The organism is Methylocystis silviterrae (assembly GCF_013350005.1).
Lineage (GTDB): Bacteria > Pseudomonadota > Alphaproteobacteria > Rhizobiales > Beijerinckiaceae > Methylocystis > Methylocystis silviterrae.
This window is the reverse complement of the sequence record NZ_JABVWW010000010.1, coordinates 1-19,536: the sequence shown is the minus strand read 5'-3', so window position 1 is coordinate 19,536 and position 19,536 is coordinate 1. Positions and strand designations below refer to the sequence as shown.

The following is a 19,536-nucleotide window of genomic DNA, read 5'->3' as shown; positions in this document are numbered from 1 at the left end:
GCGCAAGCGACGTCAGGCGCGGCAAGACGAGGGCGACAATAGATGCGGCTTGGCTTCAATTTCACGCTCGGCGACACCTATGACATGGTTCAGAGGCTGCTCGCGGAACGGCATATCGACTACTGCGAATTTCTGATCGACAATTTTTTCTGCGTCGATCCGGAGGAACTGTCCAAGGCGTTCGATTGTCCGATCGGCTTGCATATAATGTATTCAAAGTTTCTAGAAGCCGATCGGCCGACGCTGGTCGATTTTGCGGCGCGGCTTCGAGACTACATCGATGTGCTGAATCCGATGTACGTCTCCGACCACATTCTGCGCTTCACTCATGAAGGGCGCGCTTTTTTTCACTTGGGTGAAATCGACTATTCCACCGAATATGAATCCGTCCGCGACAGGGTCCTCGCCTGGCAGGAAATCGTCGGACAACGCATCCATTTTGAAAATTATCCCTCCATCATGGACGGGGGGAGAGAGGCGCCCGCCTTCTTCGAGCGCCTGATGAAAGAAACCGGCGCCGGCGTGCTGTTCGACGCATCCAACGCCGTTTGCGCCCATCGCAATTGCGGGACGCCGTTCGAAGCCTGGCGTAACGTCATTGCCGAGGCCCGGCATTTCCATGTCGCGGGCTACAGGCATTCCCTGGTCGAGCCTTTCATCTCGCTGGACACTCACGCAGAGGCTCTGGCGCCCGACACGCTCGCCTTCCTGAGAGATTTCCGATCGGTCTTCGACAAGCCCGGCGCAACAATGACCTATGAGCGCGACGACCGGATCGAATTTGACGATATCGTCGCCGATCTGAAGTTGTTGCGAGAGCTGTTCGGCCAACCGGAAGAAAGGCGTCATGATCTTGCTCTCTCTGCCTAGTCGGACTGATCGCGATCTCTACCCGGCGCTGATGTCGCCGGAACTGAACGCAAAATATCCTACGGACCAGAAGGCCTTCGTGCGGATCGACGTGAGCCTGCGCATGTATTGGCACACGCTCTTCGACATCTGCCCAGAATTGTTGGAGCTTTCCGGTCTCGACGGGATGTCGATCTTCCGGCCCTTCATGGCCTGGGCTGGAGAGAAGAAGCTCGCCTTTGACTGGTCCTATTATCTGTGGGTCTACGCTTGGCTGCGCCAATCGCCGTTCAAGGAGCGGTTGCTCGCCGACGACAAATATCTGCGGTCGGTCATGGCGGCGTCGGCCGCGCGTTGGGCTATCCTCGATCGCGGCAGAGATTGCGGAATCGTCATCGGATGCGCAGACACGACGAATCTTGTCATCGGCTGGAAATGCCGCAGCGTTCGTTTGGGGCGCGAGATCGAACTTATCGAACCCGAAGAGCCGCTGCCGGCGCCTCCGGATATTTTTGGCTACTTTACGCTGCAGTCCTTCGAACTTGACCTATTTCCGGGGTGGCAGAGCTTGGCGCGATGACAAGCGCGCCGTTGTGGCGCGGATACTGGTTCCTGTTCGCCAGCACTTCCGTGGCCGCCTTCATTATGCAAATCGATCTCGCCATGGTCGCGAGACTGGGCGGCCGCGCGTCGGGAGCTTATGCGATTCTGATGCGCATCACGCTGCTCGATGTCGCGGTCACCATCGCTTGCGCCGCCGTCGCGGCGATTGCGCTCGGCCACGCGCAAAAGAATGGCGAGACCGCCGAGGCAATCGAAAAGGCTTGCGCGCTCTCCCTCGCGCTGGGCGTCGCGACGGCGATTTTCGGCTTCTTCGCCTATCCGATCTTTCTTGACGCCCTGATGGGGGACGCCGCGGCCGCTCCCTATATCGGCGCCCCTATCGTTTGGCTCGTTGCCGGCACGCCTTTTCGCGTTCTTTCGAATACGCAAGGATTCTTGTTGCACGCCCTCGGACGCGGCGGCTCGGCGCTCACATGGAAACTCGCGGAAATTCCCGTGAAAGCCGGGGCCAACGTCCTTTTCATGCAGGCCCTCGGCTTTGGTTTCGCGGGATGTTTTCTCGCGAGCTGCATCGTTTCGGCCATCGCTTCGCTTTGGCTGTGGAGTCGGCTGGAAGCGCATGGCGCGCGCAGAATACGCGTCCCGGAAATCGCGTTCGTCCGCTCTTTTCTAAGCGGAACGTTTTGGGAAGCGTTGCGCGTGCTCTCCCCGCGGGCGGCGATGCTCTTCACGCTGGCCCTCTTTTCGCTCCCCTGGCAGAACGGCGCCAACGGCCAGCGTCTCGACTCATTTGCCGCCGCCCAAACTTTCATGCTGTTCGTACTTGGTCCGCTGATTACGCTGACGCGCTTTCTCGCCATCCGCCTTCCGGCGAAAGCTCACGGCGACTGGACGCCGGCGCTCGCGCCAGTCGTGCGGCTCGGCGCGCCAATCACACTGGCCGCCGCAGTCATACTGCTGTTCGGGCGCGATTGGATCGGCGCGACCCTTTACCGCCAACATGGAGCCTGGTGGTCCGTATTCGTCGCCTGCTTGGCGCTCTCCCTGCCAATCCGTTTCGTCGGCAGTATCGTCCGAGGACTGACGCTCGCGCAGAGCTCATTCGCAGAACTGACCTCTGTCGATGTGCTTGCGCAATGGTTCATCGCGCCGCTGTTCATTCTATTTGGACTCGCCGTGAACCGTCCGGAGATCGCCTATCAATCTCTGATCTGGCCTGAAGCCCTCGCCGTTTTCTTGATCTGGCTTAACCTTCGATCCGCGCCCGAGGAGCCGGCTGGCGTCCCGTTGCGCTTGAAAGGACGTGTCCAATGAGCATGGAACGAGTCCCTGTTCTCATTGTCGGCGCAGGCTATGCCGGTCTGTCCGCGGCGACGCTCCTCGCCTGGCGCGGCGTTCCTTGCATCCTCGTGGAGCGACGCGCGTCAACGTCGGGGCTGCCGAAAGCGCATGGGCTGAATCGGCGCAGCATGGAGGTTCTGCGCGTCGTCGATGGCCTGGAGGATGCGCTGTTCGCAGCAAGCCGCACCGGCGCAAACGATACAACGGTGATCATTGCGGAGACCGTTACGGGTCCGGCGATTGAGACGCTGGTGACCAAGATGTCGCTCGATGCGACTCGCGTGTCGCCGAGCAAGATATGCACCGCGGGCCAGGACCGGGTCGAGCCCGTGCTGCTGCGCTTCGCCCGCGAGAACGGCGCCGACGTCAGATTTTCGACGGCGCTGGCGCGCTTCTCCCAAGGAGAGGACGGCGTTGAAGCGATTTTGCGCGACGAGGCGTCGGGACGAGAAACCACCGTTCTCGCCGACTATATGATCGCCGCCGACGGCGCCGGCGGAACGATCCGTGACGCCGGCGCCGTGAAGATGGAAGGCCCGGGAGTGATCGCGGATGCGATGTCGGTGCTGTTCGAGGCCGATCTCGGCGCAATCCTGCGGAGAGACGGGTTTGCTCTCTATTATTTTCGCAACAAGGCGTTCAGCGGCGCCTTCGTCACTTGCGACGAGCCCAATCGCGGCCAGATCAACATAGAATATGATTCCTCCCGCGATCAGGCATCCGATTTCGACGAAGAACGATGCCGAGAACTGGTTCGACAATCTCTTGGCGTCCCTGATCTCGCGGTCAAGATTCTCGACGTTCGTCCTTGGCGGATGGCCGCTCTTCTTGCCGATCGCATGTCCTTTGGCCGGGTGTTTCTTGCCGGCGACGCCGCGCATATCGTGCCGCCGGTCGGCGGCTTGGGGGGACAAACCGCGATCCAGGACGCCGCGGACCTAGCTTGGAAGCTGGCGCTTGTCGTGAAGGGCCATGCCGCTCCCACGCTGCTCGATACCTATCAGATTGAGCGCAAGCCCGTGGCGCAAATCGCGATCGCAAGAGCCTTCGCCAATTACGTTGAGCGTCTCCTGCCCGATCGTCAGGAACTGCGCATTCGGGAAGACGAATACGGCCTTGGCGAAACCGCGATCGGCTATCGGTATCGCTCCAACGCGATCATCGCCGACGAAATCGACGACGGCGCAGCGGTCGAAGACCCTCTTCACCCGAGCGGCGCGCCGGGAACGCGCCTCGCGCATGTCTGGCTGCGGCGCGGCGAGGAGACGATCTCCTCTCATGATCTGATTGGACGCGGTTTCATGCTCTTCGCCGGTCCGGACGGCGGCGACTGGATCGAGGCGGCGGAACGTGTCGGCCTTCGTTCAGGCGCGCCGCTTGGCGTCTGCCGCCTCGGCTTCGACGTCGACGATCCCGAAGGGCTGTTTCTGCCGCGTCTCGGCGTTTCGCCTGAAGGCGCGCTACTCGTGCGGCCAGACGGATTCATCTGCTGGCGTTCGCGAGGCCGAAGCCCCGACGCTCTCGCGACGCTCGATGCGAGTTTTGCGCGCGTGCGCGGTTTCGATACGCGCCAATCCAGCGGCAGTCTCAAGGCTACGCTCGTCGACGCAACCTAGGCGCAACCGCCTCATCCCGCTCCAAGAAACGTCATCCCAAAGGAGAGTGGTCGAATGTCCATCCTTTCGCCGGAACTCCACGCGCCCTCCCAGCCGGAGCCGATTCTCGCGGTTGATCCGAAACGACTGGAAACGATCCAGACCCCCTACCAGGACTTCAACCGGCTATCGCGCGCCAGCGGGATTTTGGAAGCCCTGCCCCTTCGGGCGAAGCGTCAATTCCGCTCCTATTACTTTTTCAACCCGCCAAAATGGCGGGTGTGGGCGCGGACCCTCGGCTCCAGCCAACGCATGGCGCCGTCATTCGCATCGATCGGCGCGGTGCGCTCCGGCACGTCTTTTCTCTCCTCCTATATTTTCCAGCATCCGCACGTCGTGCTGCCGCTGTCGAAGGAAATCTCCTTCACGGACACGATGCGCGAACTCATGGCGCATTTTCCGACGCTCGCGGCGCAAAGGGCGGCGGAACGGCGAAACGGCGGCGCGATCACCGGCTACTGCACGCCGGTCATGCCCAATCCCCTCTGGATTTTTGTGGCCCAGTCGATGTTTCCAGACATGCGCATCATCTGCGTTCTGCGTGATCCGGTGGAGCGCACCTTTTCGCACTGGCGATGGGATCAGAAGCGTTTCAGCCGCAAGATGCAGGACCCGCACTGGAAGGGCTTTCCGGATTTCCGAACATTGATCGAGGCCGAAATGGCGACGATACGGGGCGGCGGCATGGAGCCGCACGCATTTTCCGGCGCGCGCGCCGGCTATCTGCGCCACAGCATCTACGCGCCCTTTCTGCGCCTGCTGTTCGAGAAATTCGGCAGAGACCGCGTCTTGATCGTCGATGCGGCGGAATTTTTTCGAGATCCGCGATCGACCGCGAAGGACATTTACGCGTTTCTTGGTCTTCCCAAAGTCGAGCCGCTCGTCATCGAGGAGCAAAATCCGGGTCCGCCCGGAAAGCTTGACGACGGCATTCGGGCGAATTTGGCCGAGTTTTTCCGGCCCTACAATGAAGAACTCTACGCTCTTCTAGACAAGGACTTCGGCTGGGGCGCCGCCCGATAAGAGGCCACATTCCGCGGCTGACCTCTCCTTGCACCTGGTCCCAGCACATCCCAGCCCTTGGCGACCCAGCGGGTGGGCTTCACGGGACGCCGTTCCGGCAATATATGGAGGACGCCGAATTTCCGCCGGTTCGAGGTAAGGATGAACGCCCACGCCAGAGGGCCTGCAATTGCGACGCCCGCGGCCGCCGCGCCGGCGCCGCTTGTCGACCCCTTCGGGCGGACGATTTCCTATTTGCGCGTCTCCGTCACCGACCGATGCGATTTTCGCTGCGTCTACTGCATGTCCGAACATATGCAGTTCCTGCCGCGCAGCGACCTGCTGACGCTCGAGGAGCTCGACAGGCTGTGCTCCGCTTTCGTCTCGCGCGGAACCAAAAGGTTGCGCATCACCGGCGGCGAGCCGCTGGTGCGCCACGACGTGATGAAGCTGTTTCGCGCCCTCTCGCGCCATCTCGACACGGGCGCGCTGGAGGAGCTGACGCTCACCACCAACGGCTCGCAGCTTGCGCGTTTCGCGGCGGAACTCGCCGATTGCGGCGTGCGGCGCGTCAATGTCTCTCTCGACACGCTCGACCCAGACCGCTTCAGAGCCCTGACCCGCACCGGCGCGCATGCGCAGGTTCTGGCGGGAATCGCCGCCGTCCGCGCCGCCGGCCTCAAAGTGAAGCTCAACGCCGTGGCGCTGAAAGGCATGAACGAAGACGAATTCGTCCCGCTCGTGCGCTTCGCCCACGAAAACGGGATGGACATGACCTTCATCGAGGTGATGCCGCTCGGCGAACTCGACGGGCCGGAACGCGCCGACCAATATCTGCCGATGCAGGAGGTGCGCGATCGGCTGAGCGAAGCGTTCACGCTCGACGAAATTGACTATCGCACCGGCGGCCCCGCGCGTTACATGCGCGCGCGCGAAACCGGCGGGCGCATCGGCTTCATCACGCCGCTCACCCATAATTTCTGTGAGAGCTGCAATCGCGTGCGCGTCACCTGCACCGGGACGCTTTATATGTGCCTCGGCCAGGAGGACGCGGCGGACCTTCGCGCGCCGCTGCGCGAAAGCGCCGACGACGCGCTGCTGCACCAGGCGATCGAAACCGCGATTCTGCGCAAGCCCAAGGGCCACGATTTTGTGATCGATCGAACCGCGCCGGCTCCCGCTGTCTCGCGCCACATGAGCATGACGGGCGGCTGATATATGGAGCCTTCTTCCCTCGCTTTCATCGGCCTTGGCGTCATGGGCTATCCCATGGCCGGCCATCTTCATCGCGCCGGCCATAAGGTGCGGGTCTATAACCGCACCGCCGCCAAGGCCGAGAAATTCGTGGCGGACCATCCCGGCGCGGCATGGTTTTCGGCGCCAGCCGAAGCAGCAAATGGCGCAGAATTCGTCTTTTCCTGCGTCGGCAATGACGACGATCTGCGCGCGGTGACGATTGGCGACGGCGGCGCCTTCGCCGGCATGTCGGCGGGCGCGATCTTCGTCGACCATACGACGGCTTCGGCGGAGGTTGCGCGGGAACTCCACGCCGCGGCGGCCGAGCGCGGGTTCGGCTTCATCGACGCGCCGATTTCCGGCGGCCAGGCCGGAGCCGAGAAGGGCGCCCTCACCGTCATGTGCGGCGGCGATCCGTCGAGCTTCGCCAAGGCGGAGCCGGTGATCGCATGCTACGCGCGGGCGTGCCGGCTGATGGGGCCGCCGGGCGCGGGGCAGCTCACCAAGATGGTCAATCAGATCGCCATTGCCGGCCTCGTCCAGAGCCTGGCGGAGGCGCTGCATTTCGCCGGCGCCGCCGGACTCGACGCAGAGAACGTCGTCGATCTCCTAAAGAACGGCGCGGCGCAATCGTGGCAGATGGAAAATCGCACGAAAACAATGCTCGCCGGCGAGTTCGACTTCGGGTTCGCGGTCGAATGGATGCGCAAGGACCTATCGATCTGCCTTGCCGAGGCGCGGCGCAATGGCGCGCGGCTGCCGATCGCGGCGCTCGTCGACCAGTTCTACGCCGAGGTGGAGAAGATGGGCGGGCGGCGCTGGGACACGTCGAGCCTCATCGCCCGACTGGAGCGATAGGGCGGATTTATGGCTAAATCTTAAAATTTCGTAAATTTCGCGACTGCGGCGGAACCATTAGCGGGGCCGCTGCGTTTCTCCCCGGCAAAAGAGGAAGCGTCCAGGTTCGCATCGTTCGAGTAGCGATCTGGGGAAATTCCCGATGACCCTGTGGGAGCCCTAAATGGCCGTTTCGCGCGAAAGCCCTTTCGCAAGCCGCACGTCGCGGATTATTCTCGGATTCACAGTCGCCATCTGCGCGGTTGCTGCTGTCGCAGCCGCGCCTTCAGCGTCTGATCCGAAGATTCAATCCACCGCCACTGGCGTCCAAGCCGCCGTGAGCCTTAGCGACGTCGGCATGCGTCCGCTTGCGCGCGGGCCGGCAATCCGAGTGGGGCGCGCCTACGGCGTGGAGGATGAAGATTGCACGCTCGTCATCACGCCGAAAGCTGACGAGCGGGGTCGCGTCCGTTACATGCGTAGCGTCTCCTGCGCCAATTGACGCCGAGAGTCGCGCACCCGGATTAGGCCAAGGGGCTGGCCTTGGGCGAGGATCGTTCGGAAACGGACGTCTTCGCCTTTTTCTTTTTTCAGGGTCGAATGATCCGCTCGTTCCTTGCAGGCCGAACAGGATGACGAGCGTTTCAGGCGGGTTCCGTCGCATGGCCAGCCAATTCGAGAAGGCGCGGCGCCCCGACCGGCTCGTCCCTTAGCAGCGGCACGACGGCGTAGCGGCGCGCGTGGGTTGTCGCGACCTTTTCCATTTCCGCCAGCTCATTCTCGGCGCGCTTGCGTAAGAGGGGCGAGCGCGGACGCGCCGCCGCGACGCTGTTATTGATGACCCACGCCCAAGGTTCGATGCCCGCACGTCGCAAATCCGCTTGCAGGTTGGCGGCTTCCAGGACCGGCGTCGTTTCCGCGAGCGTCACGAGCAAAACCTTGGTTCTGCGCGCGTCCTGAAGCTGCATCATCGGCGTCATGTAATGCGCGCCCTTGGCGTCCAGCATCCGTGCGACCTCGCGGTGATAGGCTCCTGTCGCGTCAAGGAGCAGCAGCGTGTGGCCGGTCGGCGCGGTGTCCATGACGACGAATTTTTTGCCCGCTTCGCGGATGATGCGCGAGAACGCCTGAAAGACGGCGATTTCTTCCGTGCAGGGCGAGCGCAAATCCTCTTCGAGCAAGGCGCGCCCCTGCGCGTCGAGCTTTGCGCCCTTCGTCCTCAGCACCTCTTGCCGGTAGCGTTCGGTTTCGGCGTGCGGGTCGATGCGGCTCACGGTCAGATTGTCGAGCGAACCATGCAGCGTTTCGGCGAGATGCGCGGCAGGGTCGGAAGTGGTGAGATGGACGGGCAGTCCGCGATGCGCCAGCTCGACGGCGACCGCCGCCGCAAGCGTCGTCTTGCCGACGCCGCCCTTGCCCATCAGCATGACGAGGCCATGACCATCGGCGGCGATGCCGTCCACCAGTTCCGAAAGGATGGGCGCGTGCGGCTCAAGCGGTTCGCCGACCGCCGCTTCGATGTGCGATGGCGTCGCAACGAGGAGCTGGCGTAACGCATCGAGTCCGACGAGATTGAACGGCTTCAAAGGCACATAGTCGCAGGGCAAGGCGCGCAGCGTGTCAGGCATGGTGGCTAAGGCCGCCTGCTCGCGCGCGTAAAGGGCGGCGGCGAGCGCATCGAGCGCCGCCTCTTCCTTTGGCAGCAGACCATTCACAACGAGGAATTGCTGATGGAGGCCGATCGCCGCCAGCTCCTCATGCGTGCGCGCGGCTTCGCGCAGCGCGGAATTTTGGGCGCGGGCGACGAGGATCAGGCGGGTGCGCTGACCGTCGGCCAAAGCGGCGACCGCGGCGCTGTATTGGGCGCGCTGCTTTTCCAATCCGGCAAGCGGACCAAGGCAGGAGGCGTCGCCTTTCCCCGCCTCAAGGAAGCCGCTCCACGCGACGGGGAGCTGCAACAGGCGGATGGTGTGTCCGGTCGGCGCCGTGTCGAAGACGACATGGTCGTATGCCGACGTAATGGCCCTGTCCGTCAACAGCGCGGTAAATTCGTCGAAGGCGGCGATTTCCGTCGTGCAGGCTCCGGAAAGCTGCTCTTCGATACCCCTCACCACGCTTTCCGGCAGCTTGCCGCGCACGGGGCCGACGATGCGATCGCGATAGGCTTGCGCGGCGGCCTGCGGGTCGATTTCCAGCGCGAACAGGTTGGGTACGGCGCCAATCGCCGTGATTTTGTCGCCGATGCCGACCCCGAACACCTGCCCGACATTCGAGGCCGGATCGGTGCTGACGAGCAGCACGCGGCGTCCGGTTTCGGAGAGCTCTATCGCCGTTGCGCAGGCGATCGAGGTTTTCCCAACGCCGCCTTTGCCCGTGAAGAAGAGGAAGCGCGGAGCCTGTTCAAGAAATTTCATTTCGGCCTTTCAGCAGCAGGACGACCCGCTACAGCACGCGCCTTGTTTTGCGTCCTCGACCTTTTTAACACCCGCCCAGCGCGCAAGTTCCTCACGGTTCGGATAGCGTCCGGCGAGCGCGATTTCGCCGTCAATGAGGATCAGCGGCAGGGCTTCCTGCCCCGAACGTTCGAGAAAGCCCTTAACGCTCGCATTTTCAGCAAAGACCATGGGTTGCTGGGCGAGATTGAAGCGCTCGATTCGTGCGCCGTTCTGCTTCGCCCAATCAACGTCGGCGGCGAAGGTGACAAGCGCCTGATCGGTTTCGACGCCGCAGACGCCGGTGCTGCAACACAGGGCGGGATCAAAAACTTGAATGGTCGTCATTTTCGTCCTTTCAGGATTGAGGTTGGGTAGCCCTGCCGATGACGACTTCGCCATCTTCCTTGGTGAAATCGCCAATGGCGGGATTGGGCAGAATGTCGAGCACGGTTTCCGAGGGACGGCACAGCCGTGCGCCCTTCGGCGTCACGACGATTGGACGGTTGATGAGGATCGGATGTTCGAGCATGAAGCCGATTAATTCCTCTTCCGTCCACTTTGGATCGCCAAGGCCAAGCGCATCATAGGGCGCGCCTTTCTGGCGAAGCAGTTCGCGCGCTGAAACGCCCATGGCTTTGAGCAGCTCGACAAGTCGCTCGCGCGTCGGCGGGTCGTTCAGATACTCGATGACGACCGGCTCTTCGCCGCTTTGGCGGATCATCGCCAGCGTGTTGCGCGACGTGCCGCAGGCGGGGTTGTGATAGATGGTGATGGTCATCGCTCAGGCGTCCGTTTTGTGGTCGTGGCTTGCGCCTGAATCGGTCTCAGTCATTCTGAGCTCCAGAACAACAAGCAGCCCCAATCACAGGCGCAATCTTCTCACCGCAGCAGGCGGAGGACTCCCCCTTAGCGGCGCTCGCGCGGAATCCCGCAAGCGCTACGTCGCCGCCGTAAATCGTGCTTTCGCCGGTAGTCAGGAAAGACTCCCATAAAAGCCCTTGCGGGTCGGACGTCCATGCTTTCTCCGACTTGGCGTAGCAGCAGGTTGTCGCGCCCTCTTCCAGCACGGGCCGTTCGGCCTGTTGCAGGCGCTGATAGACTTCTTTCAGCTCTTCGGGCGTCTCGACCTCGATCCCCAGATGATCGACGCCAGCCTGTCCGCCGCGCGACGATATCGCGAAGTTCACGCGCGGATCATCCAGCGTCCATTTCGCGTAATCGGGTTTAGCGACGGTCGGCGCCGACCCGAAAAGCGCGCTGTAAAAGCGGATGGACCCCGCAAGGTCATCAACGGATACGTGCACGTGCAGACGTTTCATGGCTTCCCTTTGGCTGGCAAGTTGAAGGAGTAGCGGCTTCGCATGAGGCGGTTGCGCCTTGGCAGCAATTCTCGGTCATGTAGGCGAGCAACGCGTTCATGACCGGATAAGCCGCCGAGTAGATCAGCGACCGGCTTTCGCGCCGAAAGGTGATGAGCTCCGCGTGCTTGAGCTGGCTCAGGTGGAAAGACAGCGTCGCCGGCGGGAGCGCGAGCCGCTCGCCGATTTGCCCCGCGGCAAGCCCCTTAGGTCCGGCTTGCATGAGCAGCCGGAAAATATCGAGCCGAGTTTCGTGACCGAGCGCAACGAGGGCGGCTATGGCTTCGTGCTTTTCCATATTTCCAATATGATGGAACTATTCGCCGAGTCAAGCCCGTCCAGAACATGCAGATAGAGTGGAGCGTAGGAAAACGTGACTTTGTCCTTTCAGTCATGTCGCCAGACTTTGACGGCGGAATTGATGATGGTGGGCCAACGGCAGGAGCAAATCGCGCTCGGCGACGCCAAGAGCCGACGACATGCCGCCAGGACGGGCTGTGTTGCCTGCGATAATCGAATTCTTCAAAATCGCGCCATGTCAGCTTTCCATTTGTTTGGAGTCAAATATGACCTTTTCGGTTTGGTTAGCCTTCGCCGCCGCGTCTGTCGTCATGGGGTTGATCCCGGGACCGGGCGTCGTTGCGATCGTCGGTTACGCGCTCGGCTCGGGCCGCAAGACTGCGTTGGCCTCCGTCGCTGGCATGACGGTGGGTAACGCGATTGCGATGACGTTGTCGCTTGTCGGCGTTGGCGCGCTACTCGCCGCCTCGGCGCTAGCGTTCTCGGTGCTAAAGTGGGTTGGCGCGTTATATCTGATTGTTCTCGGCCTCTACATTTTCTTCAAAACCAGCCGGGCCACATCAGCAGAACCAAAGACCGACGCAATCTCTCCACGCCCGCATTTCTCGGGAACGTCGCCGTCGGCGTCTTTCACCCCAAGACCATCATCTTTTACGTATCCTTCGTGCCCCAGTTCATCGATGCGAACGGCAGTTATCCGTTGCAGGCGGCGGTGCTCACGGTGACGTTCTGCTTAATCGTCGCCGCCACAGACGCAGGCTACGCACTGACAGCTTCCGCAGCGCGATCCTTGCTCTCCCGCTCTGATGTTGCGGTCTGGACGAAGCGCGCCAGCGGTGGCGTTCTTGTCGCCGCAGGAGTGGCGACCGCAGCGGCCAAGACGTGAGAACATAAGCAGCAGCCACGGCTCGTCCCATTTCTTGAGCCTTCCGCCTCGAGCGGCGTCGCCTCTCTGTCGACGGGCGTCAGCACGGCGCAGTCGGGCGTCGCCTCTCTGTCGACGGGCCTCTCGACGACGAACAGCTCTGTGACGGCGCTGTCGACCTCCGCTTCGAGCGGCGTCGCCGAAGCAGAATGAATAGCCGCCGAGCGCCGAAGCGCTTGCGCTCGTTGGCCAACACCATGCGCGCTTCATAGGTCCGTCTTCGAATGGCCGGACTCGCATCCCCCGTGGAGGAACTTTGCAGCGGCAGGTCAGGTCACAGCAACAACACGTCCGAGCCAGCGCATTCATACAATTAACTGCAACTTGACGGCGCGCGCCTGGAAGGCGAGGCGGCGATCGAGTAAAACGATGTCCTGTCGATTTTAACAAACTCGGAAGCAGGATACGGCCAATGGCCCTCGAGAGTCCTCGCAGCGCGTGGAAAGGCTTTATCGCGGTCGCAATCGCCGCCGCGACGCTATTCGCCGCGACGATGCTCCTTTTCAGGGCGGAAAGCGCACCGATCAAGGTCGGCATCCTGCACTCGCGCTCTGGGCCGATGGCGATCAGCGAGAATTCAATGGTCGACGCGGAGTTGCTCGCGATTGAGGAGATCAATGCGAAGGGCGGCTTACTGGGACGCAAGATTCAGCCGATCATCGCCGACGGCAAATCCGATTGGCCGACCTTCGCGAAAGAGGCCGAGCGCCTGATCACACAGGAAAACGTATCCGTGATTTTCGGATGCTGGACCTCCGCAAGCCGTAAGACGGTCGCGCCCATTATCGAAAAATATGGTCAGCTGTTAGTCTATCCTATGGCCTATGAGGGACTCGAACAGTCTCCCAACATTATCTATACGGGCGCGGCGCCCAATCAGCAGGTCATTCCGGCGATCAAATGGAGCCTCGACCACATTGGCAAAAAATTCTATTTGATCGGCTCAGATTATGTTTGGCCGCACAGCATCAACGAAATTATGAAGGACACGATCCGCGCGCTTGGCGCGGAGCTTGTGGGCGAAGACTATATTTTCTTTGGAAGCGCCAACGTCTCTCGGGCGGTCCAAAAAATCAAGCTGGCGCAGCCGGACGTTATTATCAGTTCGGTCGTGGGCGATTCCAACAAGGCGTTCTATCAGGCGCTGACCGACGCTGGGCTTTCCGCTAACAAATTGCCGGTTGTCTCCGTCAGCATCGGCGAGGAGGAGCTTCGCAGCCTACCGATTGCGAGCCTCCAAGGCCATTACAGCGCCTGGAGCTATTTCGAGGCGATCAAGAAACCGGAGAACGAGCGGTTCATTCGCGCCTTTCGTGAAAGATATGGCGCCAACCGTGTGACCAGCGACGTTATTGCGACCTCATACTTCAGCGTCATCTTATGGGCGAAGGCGGTCGAGGAGGCGCAGTCCTTCGACGTTCAGAGGGTCAAGCGCACCATGCTGACCGAGACCCTCGATGCGCCCGAAGGTCTGGTGTCGGTTGATCCTTACACGCAGCATACTTGGCGGTCTTTCTCTGTCGGTAAAATTCAAACTGATGGCCGGATCGAGCTTGTCTGGACGATCGATCGTCCGATCCGTCCCGTGCCCTATCCGCCGACTCGCACGAAAGCCGAGTGGGAGGAATTTCTGACCGCCTTGTACAACAGATGGGGCGGCAGATGGGCGAATCCGACAGAGGCGGACTGATCCATGAAGCTTCCCAGGCTCGATTTCCTCCGGCGCTCGATCGGCGCCAAGATCATCTTCTGGTTCCTTGCGATCAATATCGTCTCCTGCGGCCTCCTCGCTTGGCGAACCTATGACATTTCGCGAGAGTCTCTCGAGCAGGCGATTCAGACGTCGTTGCAGGTTGTCGCCAAGAAGAAAGTGGAGCAGCTGGAGACTCTGACGCTTGAAAAAATCCGAAGCGTCGAATCTCTGATGCACAGCGCCTCAATTGGCGAGGCCACCCGGGAATTTTCCGAAGCCATAAGGACGAGCGGGAGAGACTCGGACTCCTATCGCCAAGCGGTCGCGAAACACGGACCGACTCTCAAGCGTCTTTCCGATACGTTCAACTATGTCAACGGCGCGATTGTCTCGCCCGAAGGCTTCACGCTTTTCGAGCAGTCGGACACTGCCCTTTTCAACCCAAATTCGCTCGGCGGACCGCTCAAGGGAACGGAGCTTTCGGACACGATTAATCGGGCGCGCACATTGCTGCAGGCCGAGATTTCCGCGTTTCAGATCTATCCGGGGCTGAAAGAGCCTGCCGCCTTTATTGCGGGGCCTGTTCTGGACAACGGCGTCGTGATCGGCGTCGTCGTCTTCCAGCTCGATAACCAGGAGCTTTACAGCCTCATCAATGACTATACGGGTCTCGGCGAAACGGGAGAGGTGCTGGTCGCGGCCCGCTTCGATCAGAGCCAAATGGTGGTGGTCAACCCACTGCGGCACGACGCTTCCAAGGCTTTCAGCATCAGGGCGCCTCTCGATGGCGGCGCTTTTCCTGCGCTCGCTCGGGCGCTCGCCGGCGTCCACGGCTCGGGCCTCTTCGATGACCTCGAGAACAGGCCCGTCGTCGCCTCGTGGACCTACGTTCCCTCCTTTCGATGGGGCATGGTCGTGCAGCAGAGCACGAAGGAGGCCTTCGCGCTGACCAGTGCGCAAAAGGAGGCGACGCTCTGGCTGCTGTTCTTCATGATTCCACCGATTATCGCTTTGGCCATGGGCGTCGCGCGCACGATCACCAAGCCCATCAAGACCGCTGTCGGCGTCGCCGAGAAGGTCGCCGCGGGGGATCTCGACGCAAATTTCGAGATTGGCAGCCGTGACGAAACGGGTCTCCTGCTGAGAGCGATCCGCTCCATGACCGTGGAGCTGCGCGGACTTTACGATTCCATGGAGGACAAGATCCGGGCGCGCACGCGCGAACTTCAGCTCGCGAACGAGGAATTGTCCGTCGCGCGCGTGGCGGCAGAGGAAGCCAGCAAGACAAAAAGCGCCTTTCTTGCAAACATGAGCCATGAGCTTCGCACACCGCTCAACGCCATCATCGGTTATAGCGAAATGCTGCAGGAGAACGCGCTCGACAACGACGATCCAGAGCCGATCGAGGACCTGAAGAGGATCGAGAGCGCGGGCCGGCACCTGCTTGGCCTGATCAACGATATTCTCGATCTTTCCAAAATCGAAGCCGGAAAGATGGAGGTCTTCATCGAGAGGGTGGAGATCAGGCCTCTCGTGAATGAGGTCCTTTCGATCGTTCAGCCCCTCGCGGACAAGAACGGCAATGCGCTTGAGCTCTGCTGCTCGGACGACATCGGCGCCTTTTTGTCCGACGAGACGAAGGTCAAGCAGTGCCTGCTCAATCTCATGAGCAACGCAAACAAGTTCACGAGCCAGGGAAAAGTCGCTCTGACCGTCGAGCGCGACGCCGACGCTTCCGTGGTTTTCCACGTGTCGGACACGGGGCTCGGCATGACGCAGGAGCAGCTTGCCCGCCTGTTCCAGGCCTTCACGCAAGCGGACGCCTCGACCACGAAGCGCTTCGGAGGGACGGGGCTGGGGCTCGCGATCACCAAGCATTTTTGCGCGGCGCTCGGTGGCGATATCTCCGTTGGGAGCGCGCTGGGCGCAGGCTCGACCTTCACGATCAGGCTTCCGGACCGGCAGGAGCCCCTCGCGACGAAAAAACCGGCCGAGCCGACTTCGTCCCGGTCTCTCCCGACGATACTGGTCGTCGACGACGACGCGACGGCGCGCGACCTGCTCACACGAACTTTGGAGAACAAGGGCTATCACGTCATCGCCGCCCGCAATGGGCTGGAAGCGCTGGCCCTGGCGAGACAGCATAGGCCGAATGCGATCACGCTGGATGTGATGATGCCCCAGCTCGATGGCTGGAGCGTGCTCAGGCAGCTCAAGGAGGATGACGAGCTGCGGAACATCCCCGTCATCATGGTGACGATTCTCAACGAGCGCGCTCTGGCGATTCCGCTCGGGGCGGCGGAGCTTTTGACAAAGCCCATTGATCGTCAGCGCCTGACCGCCCTGATGACGCTTTATTGCGGGGCCTCGAGCGAAACTAAGGTGCTCATCCTCGAGGACGACTCCGCGACGCGCGAGCTTCTTTGCCGCTGCGTTTCGGGCGCTGGCTACACGGCCGAAGCCGTCATCAACGGGCGGGATGGGCTCGACTGGATCGCTGAAAATCCGGCGCCGGATCTGATCCTTCTCGACCTGATGATGCCAAATCTCGATGGCTTCGGTTTCTTGAGAGAATTGCGTAAGCGGCGCGCCTATGACCATTTGCCGGTCATCATCGTCACGGCCAAAGATCTCAGCGAAGAGGATATTTGCAAGCTGAAAGAATTCGGAGCTGACATCATCACGAAGGACCATGACTATCTTGAGGAGCTGGTGACGATTATGCGTCAGTGCCTTAATCCCAGCGCGACGGACGCCGTCCAAGCGCATTGACATCGGAGACAGGGTCGGTGGTGAAGATTTTGCTTGTCGAAGATAACGAGATGAATCGGGATATGCTGTCGCGGCGCCTCAGGCGCAATGGCTATGAAGTCGTGATCGCCATAGATGGCCAGCAAGGCGTCGAGATGGCCGCCGCCGAATCGCCCGATCTCATCCTGATGGACATGAGCCTGCCGGTCATTGATGGCTGGGAGGCGGCCCGCCGGGTCAGAGAAAACGAAGCGACGCGCAAGATCCCGGTCATCGCCCTCACCGCCCATGCGATGGCGGGGGACCGGGAGAAGGCGATCGAAGCCGGCTGCGACGACTATGACACGAAACCTGTCGAGATCACGCGTCTTCTGGGTAAGATCACAGCGCTGATTGAATCTGGCGCTTAGCCTCATCTGATCAATTGTCGTCTCGAAGCCTCCGTCTCCAGCGATGCGCGGCCGCGTTCCGCTCGCCGTCGTCGCAGAGCGAACTCCGGCGACCTACTGGTTGAAACATTTATGAGGAACACGGTTCACGCATCTTGGACGGCGGGCGCTGGCGCGTTCCGGCTTTCTGGGAAAATTCGATAATGTCGCATGACTTCCGGCCGGCCGCCGACAGGAGCGATCGCGCGCTGCTTGCTTATGTGCAGCAGGAGCTGAGCGCGCCTGCAGATGCGATTGCGGGCTATGCCGAAATTTTGCTGGACGAGGCCGAAAGGAACGGTCACGGGGAATTTCGTGACGACCTCGAGAAAATCCACGCCGCGAGCCGTTCGCTGATTGATTTCATCGCGTCACTCGTGAGTCGGTCCCGCGCGCCGACGCAAGGGCCAGGCGAGGATTCCGAGGACTATCGTCGCCTCTTGCGGCACAATCTGCGCACGCCCATTAACGCCATCAAGGGATATGGCGAAATGCTGCGCGAAGACGCAGCGGGCGTCGACGACGCGCGGGCGCTGGTCTCGGATCTCAATCGACTTCTGGAGGAAGCGTCGCGCCTGCTTGAGCGTATCGACGGCCTGGTCAATTTTTCACTCCCCGAGACCGAGGCGGCGGCGGACGCCGAAGTCGGCTCGGGACCTGTCTCCGCCATGGTCGCACATCGCTTCGTCGCCTCTGTCCAGCCGATCTCAGAAAACGAAGCCGACAGTGTCGCCGTACAGCCGAGCCGCATCCTCGTGGTCGACGACAACGCGTCCAATCGCGAGCTCCTGAAGCGCCGTCTGGAACGACAGGGCCACTCTGTCGCGCTGGCTGAAAATGGATCTTGCTCGCTGAAAATGTTGCGGCAGGCGCCCTTTGATCTCATCTTGCTCGATCTGCTGATGCCGGATATCAGCGGGTTCGATGTTCTTTCGATCCTCAAGTCTGATCCTGACTTGAGAGACATTCCAGTCATCGTGATATCGGCCTTGAACGAGATCGACTCCATCGTCAGATGCATCGAAGCGGGCGCCGACGATTATCTCGCGAAGCCTTTCGATCCGGTGCTTCTTCGCGCGCGCATCGGATCGTCACTGGAAAAAAAGCATCTCCGGGATCGAGAGCGCGAGGCGCTCGAAGCGTTGTGCACCGAAAAAGAGCGCTCCGAGCAGCTTCTCCTCAATATTCTTCCGGCGCCGATTGTCGCGCGCCTGAAGAGCGGCGAAACGGTCATCGCGGATCATGTCAACGACGTCACGATTCTGTTTGCGGATTTCGTCGGCTTCACCGAGCTCTCCTCCAGGCTGCCGGCCCCCGAACTTGTTGGCGTATTGGGACGCGTTTTCTCGGCGTTTGACGGGCTCGCGCTCAATTTTGGCGTCGAGAAGATCAAGACGATTGGCGACGCGTACATGGTCGCCTGCGGGCTCTTCGGCAATCGGGGCGATCACGCGCACGCCGTCGCGGACATGGCGTTGGCCATGGCCGAAACCCTGGAAATTCTCAACGAGACATTGCCTGCGCCGCTCGAGATCAGGATGGGCATGAACTCCGGCGACGTCGTCGCGGGCGTGATCGGCGCGCACAAGTTCATTTACGATATCTGGGGCGACGCGGTGAACATCGCGAGCCGGCTGGAGTCGAACAGCCTGCCAGGCCGCATCCAGGTTTCACGATCGACCTATGAGCATCTATGCAGGGACTTCATTTTGACGCCGCGTGACAGCCTCGAAATCAAGGGCAAGGGCGCCATGGAAGCCTTTTTTCTGACCGGGAGAAGGCAGGACGCAGCTTCCCGGTAAATAGGATCCGCCGGGCTGACGTCTGAGCCGAACTCTCTGTCTCCAAAGAATGAGACCTGCCTATTTTTTATGATTTCGCGGCTTCTAAATGGCTGGCGTCACTTCGACGTCGCCGACCGCGACGCCGCAGTCGACGATTTCAACGCGCTCAAGGACTTGTCCCACACGCATTTTCCGGCGAGAGGCGAGGCACCTTTTAAGCCTCGCCCTTCGCGAGCAGATCCCCATATGCGGCTTGGTCGATGACGCCGCCGGCGGCTGCAACACGCTCTCGATCAAAAGATGGACACCTCCAATAACCGGGCTTTTCGTGGACTGGCTGTTGGGCGTGAGGCGGCTCGAGGCCATCCTTCCGGGAAG

At 61.3% G+C, this 19,536-nt stretch carries 19 protein-coding genes; 14 read left to right on the top strand and 5 right to left on the bottom strand.

Going from position 1 to position 19,536, the window contains the following annotated elements:
* Positions 1 to 42 precede the first annotated feature (42 nt).
* The 8 genes from mbnB to HUN39_RS11810 all read left to right on the top strand — a co-directional run bounded on the left by mbnB (position 43) and on the right by HUN39_RS11810 (position 7,986).
* On the top strand, positions 43 to 870 hold the full coding sequence (gene mbnB, locus HUN39_RS11845; RefSeq protein WP_175094713.1) for a methanobactin biosynthesis protein MbnB: 828 nt from the start codon (positions 43 to 45) through the stop codon (positions 868 to 870).
* Positions 848 to 1,429: a methanobactin biosynthesis protein MbnC gene (mbnC, locus tag HUN39_RS11840; RefSeq protein WP_175094712.1), complete on the top strand. Its 582-nt coding sequence runs from the start codon at positions 848 to 850 to the stop codon at positions 1,427 to 1,429. The genes mbnB and mbnC overlap by 23 nt, the downstream gene beginning before the upstream one ends.
* The gene (gene mbnM, locus HUN39_RS11835) at positions 1,426 to 2,727 is read left to right on the top strand and encodes a multi antimicrobial extrusion protein MatE (protein ID WP_175094711.1); all 1,302 of its coding nucleotides are present in this window, start codon (positions 1,426 to 1,428) and stop codon (positions 2,725 to 2,727) included. Before mbnC ends, mbnM begins: the two co-directional genes overlap by 4 nt.
* Positions 2,724 to 4,370 (top strand): methanobactin biosynthesis FAD monooxygenase MbnF, encoded by a 1,647-nt coding sequence (gene mbnF, locus HUN39_RS11830; RefSeq protein ID WP_175094710.1) that lies wholly within the window; start codon positions 2,724 to 2,726, stop codon positions 4,368 to 4,370. Before mbnM ends, mbnF begins: the two co-directional genes overlap by 4 nt.
* A gap of 54 nt (positions 4,371 to 4,424) precedes the next feature.
* Positions 4,425 to 5,432, top strand: a complete 1,008-nt coding sequence (locus HUN39_RS11825) for a sulfotransferase family protein (protein ID WP_175094709.1) — start codon at positions 4,425 to 4,427, stop codon at positions 5,430 to 5,432.
* A 141-nt stretch (positions 5,433 to 5,573) separates the two neighbouring features.
* Positions 5,574 to 6,626 carry a GTP 3',8-cyclase MoaA gene (gene moaA / locus HUN39_RS11820; RefSeq protein WP_175094708.1) on the top strand — a complete coding sequence of 351 codons (1,053 nt, stop codon included), beginning with the start codon at positions 5,574 to 5,576 and terminating at the stop codon, positions 6,624 to 6,626.
* Positions 6,627 to 6,629: 3 nt separating this feature from the next.
* Positions 6,630 to 7,505, top strand: coding sequence for an NAD(P)-dependent oxidoreductase (locus HUN39_RS11815; protein ID WP_175094707.1), 876 nt, complete (start codon positions 6,630 to 6,632; stop codon positions 7,503 to 7,505).
* A 163-nt stretch (positions 7,506 to 7,668) separates the two neighbouring features.
* A complete protein-coding gene (locus tag HUN39_RS11810; RefSeq protein WP_175094706.1) occupies positions 7,669 to 7,986 on the top strand; it encodes a hypothetical protein in 318 nt (105 codons plus the stop codon).
* Between the two features lie 142 nt (positions 7,987 to 8,128).
* On the opposite strand, the gene arsA is transcribed toward HUN39_RS11810, so the two are convergent.
* The 5 genes from arsA to HUN39_RS11785 are packed head-to-tail and all read right to left on the bottom strand — an operon-like array spanning position 8,129 to position 11,575.
* Positions 8,129 to 9,898 (bottom strand): arsenical pump-driving ATPase, encoded by a 1,770-nt coding sequence (gene arsA / locus HUN39_RS11805; RefSeq protein ID WP_175094705.1) that lies wholly within the window; start codon positions 9,896 to 9,898, stop codon positions 8,129 to 8,131.
* 9 nt (positions 9,899 to 9,907) lie between these two features.
* Complete coding sequence (arsD, locus tag HUN39_RS11800) at positions 9,908 to 10,264, bottom strand: arsenite efflux transporter metallochaperone ArsD (RefSeq protein ID WP_175094704.1); 357 nt, start codon at positions 10,262 to 10,264, stop codon at positions 9,908 to 9,910.
* A 10-nt stretch (positions 10,265 to 10,274) separates the two neighbouring features.
* On the bottom strand, positions 10,275 to 10,697 hold the full coding sequence (gene arsC / locus HUN39_RS11795) for an arsenate reductase (glutaredoxin) (RefSeq protein ID WP_175094703.1): 423 nt from the start codon (positions 10,695 to 10,697) through the stop codon (positions 10,275 to 10,277).
* Between the two features lie 46 nt (positions 10,698 to 10,743).
* Entirely contained in the window at positions 10,744 to 11,238 is a 495-nt protein-coding gene (locus HUN39_RS11790) for an ArsI/CadI family heavy metal resistance metalloenzyme (protein ID WP_175094702.1), read from the bottom strand.
* A complete protein-coding gene (locus HUN39_RS11785; protein ID WP_175094701.1) occupies positions 11,207 to 11,575 on the bottom strand; it encodes an ArsR/SmtB family transcription factor in 369 nt (122 codons plus the stop codon). The genes HUN39_RS11790 and HUN39_RS11785 overlap by 32 nt, the downstream gene beginning before the upstream one ends.
* Positions 11,576 to 11,843: 268 nt before the next feature.
* Here HUN39_RS11785 and HUN39_RS11780 point away from each other — a divergent pair, with 268 nt between their 5' ends.
* From HUN39_RS11780 to HUN39_RS11760, 6 genes are all read left to right on the top strand, one after another.
* Positions 11,844 to 12,302, top strand: a complete 459-nt coding sequence (locus HUN39_RS11780) for a LysE family translocator (RefSeq protein WP_210266945.1) — start codon at positions 11,844 to 11,846, stop codon at positions 12,300 to 12,302.
* Positions 12,221 to 12,463, top strand: a complete 243-nt coding sequence (locus HUN39_RS19655; protein WP_408631406.1) for a hypothetical protein — start codon at positions 12,221 to 12,223, stop codon at positions 12,461 to 12,463. The genes HUN39_RS11780 and HUN39_RS19655 overlap by 82 nt, the downstream gene beginning before the upstream one ends.
* Positions 12,464 to 12,914: 451 nt before the next feature.
* Complete coding sequence (locus HUN39_RS11775; RefSeq protein ID WP_175094700.1) at positions 12,915 to 14,192, top strand: urea ABC transporter substrate-binding protein; 1,278 nt, start codon at positions 12,915 to 12,917, stop codon at positions 14,190 to 14,192.
* 3 nt (positions 14,193 to 14,195) lie between these two features.
* Positions 14,196 to 16,967 carry a response regulator gene (locus HUN39_RS11770; protein WP_175094699.1) on the top strand — a complete coding sequence of 924 codons (2,772 nt, stop codon included), beginning with the start codon at positions 14,196 to 14,198 and terminating at the stop codon, positions 16,965 to 16,967.
* Positions 16,968 to 16,984: 17 nt separating this feature from the next.
* A complete protein-coding gene (locus tag HUN39_RS11765) occupies positions 16,985 to 17,356 on the top strand; it encodes a response regulator (RefSeq protein ID WP_175094698.1) in 372 nt (123 codons plus the stop codon).
* 182 nt (positions 17,357 to 17,538) lie between these two features.
* Entirely contained in the window at positions 17,539 to 19,176 is a 1,638-nt protein-coding gene (locus tag HUN39_RS11760; protein WP_210266944.1) for an adenylate/guanylate cyclase domain-containing protein, read from the top strand.
* Positions 19,177 to 19,536: the final 360 nt, after the last annotated feature.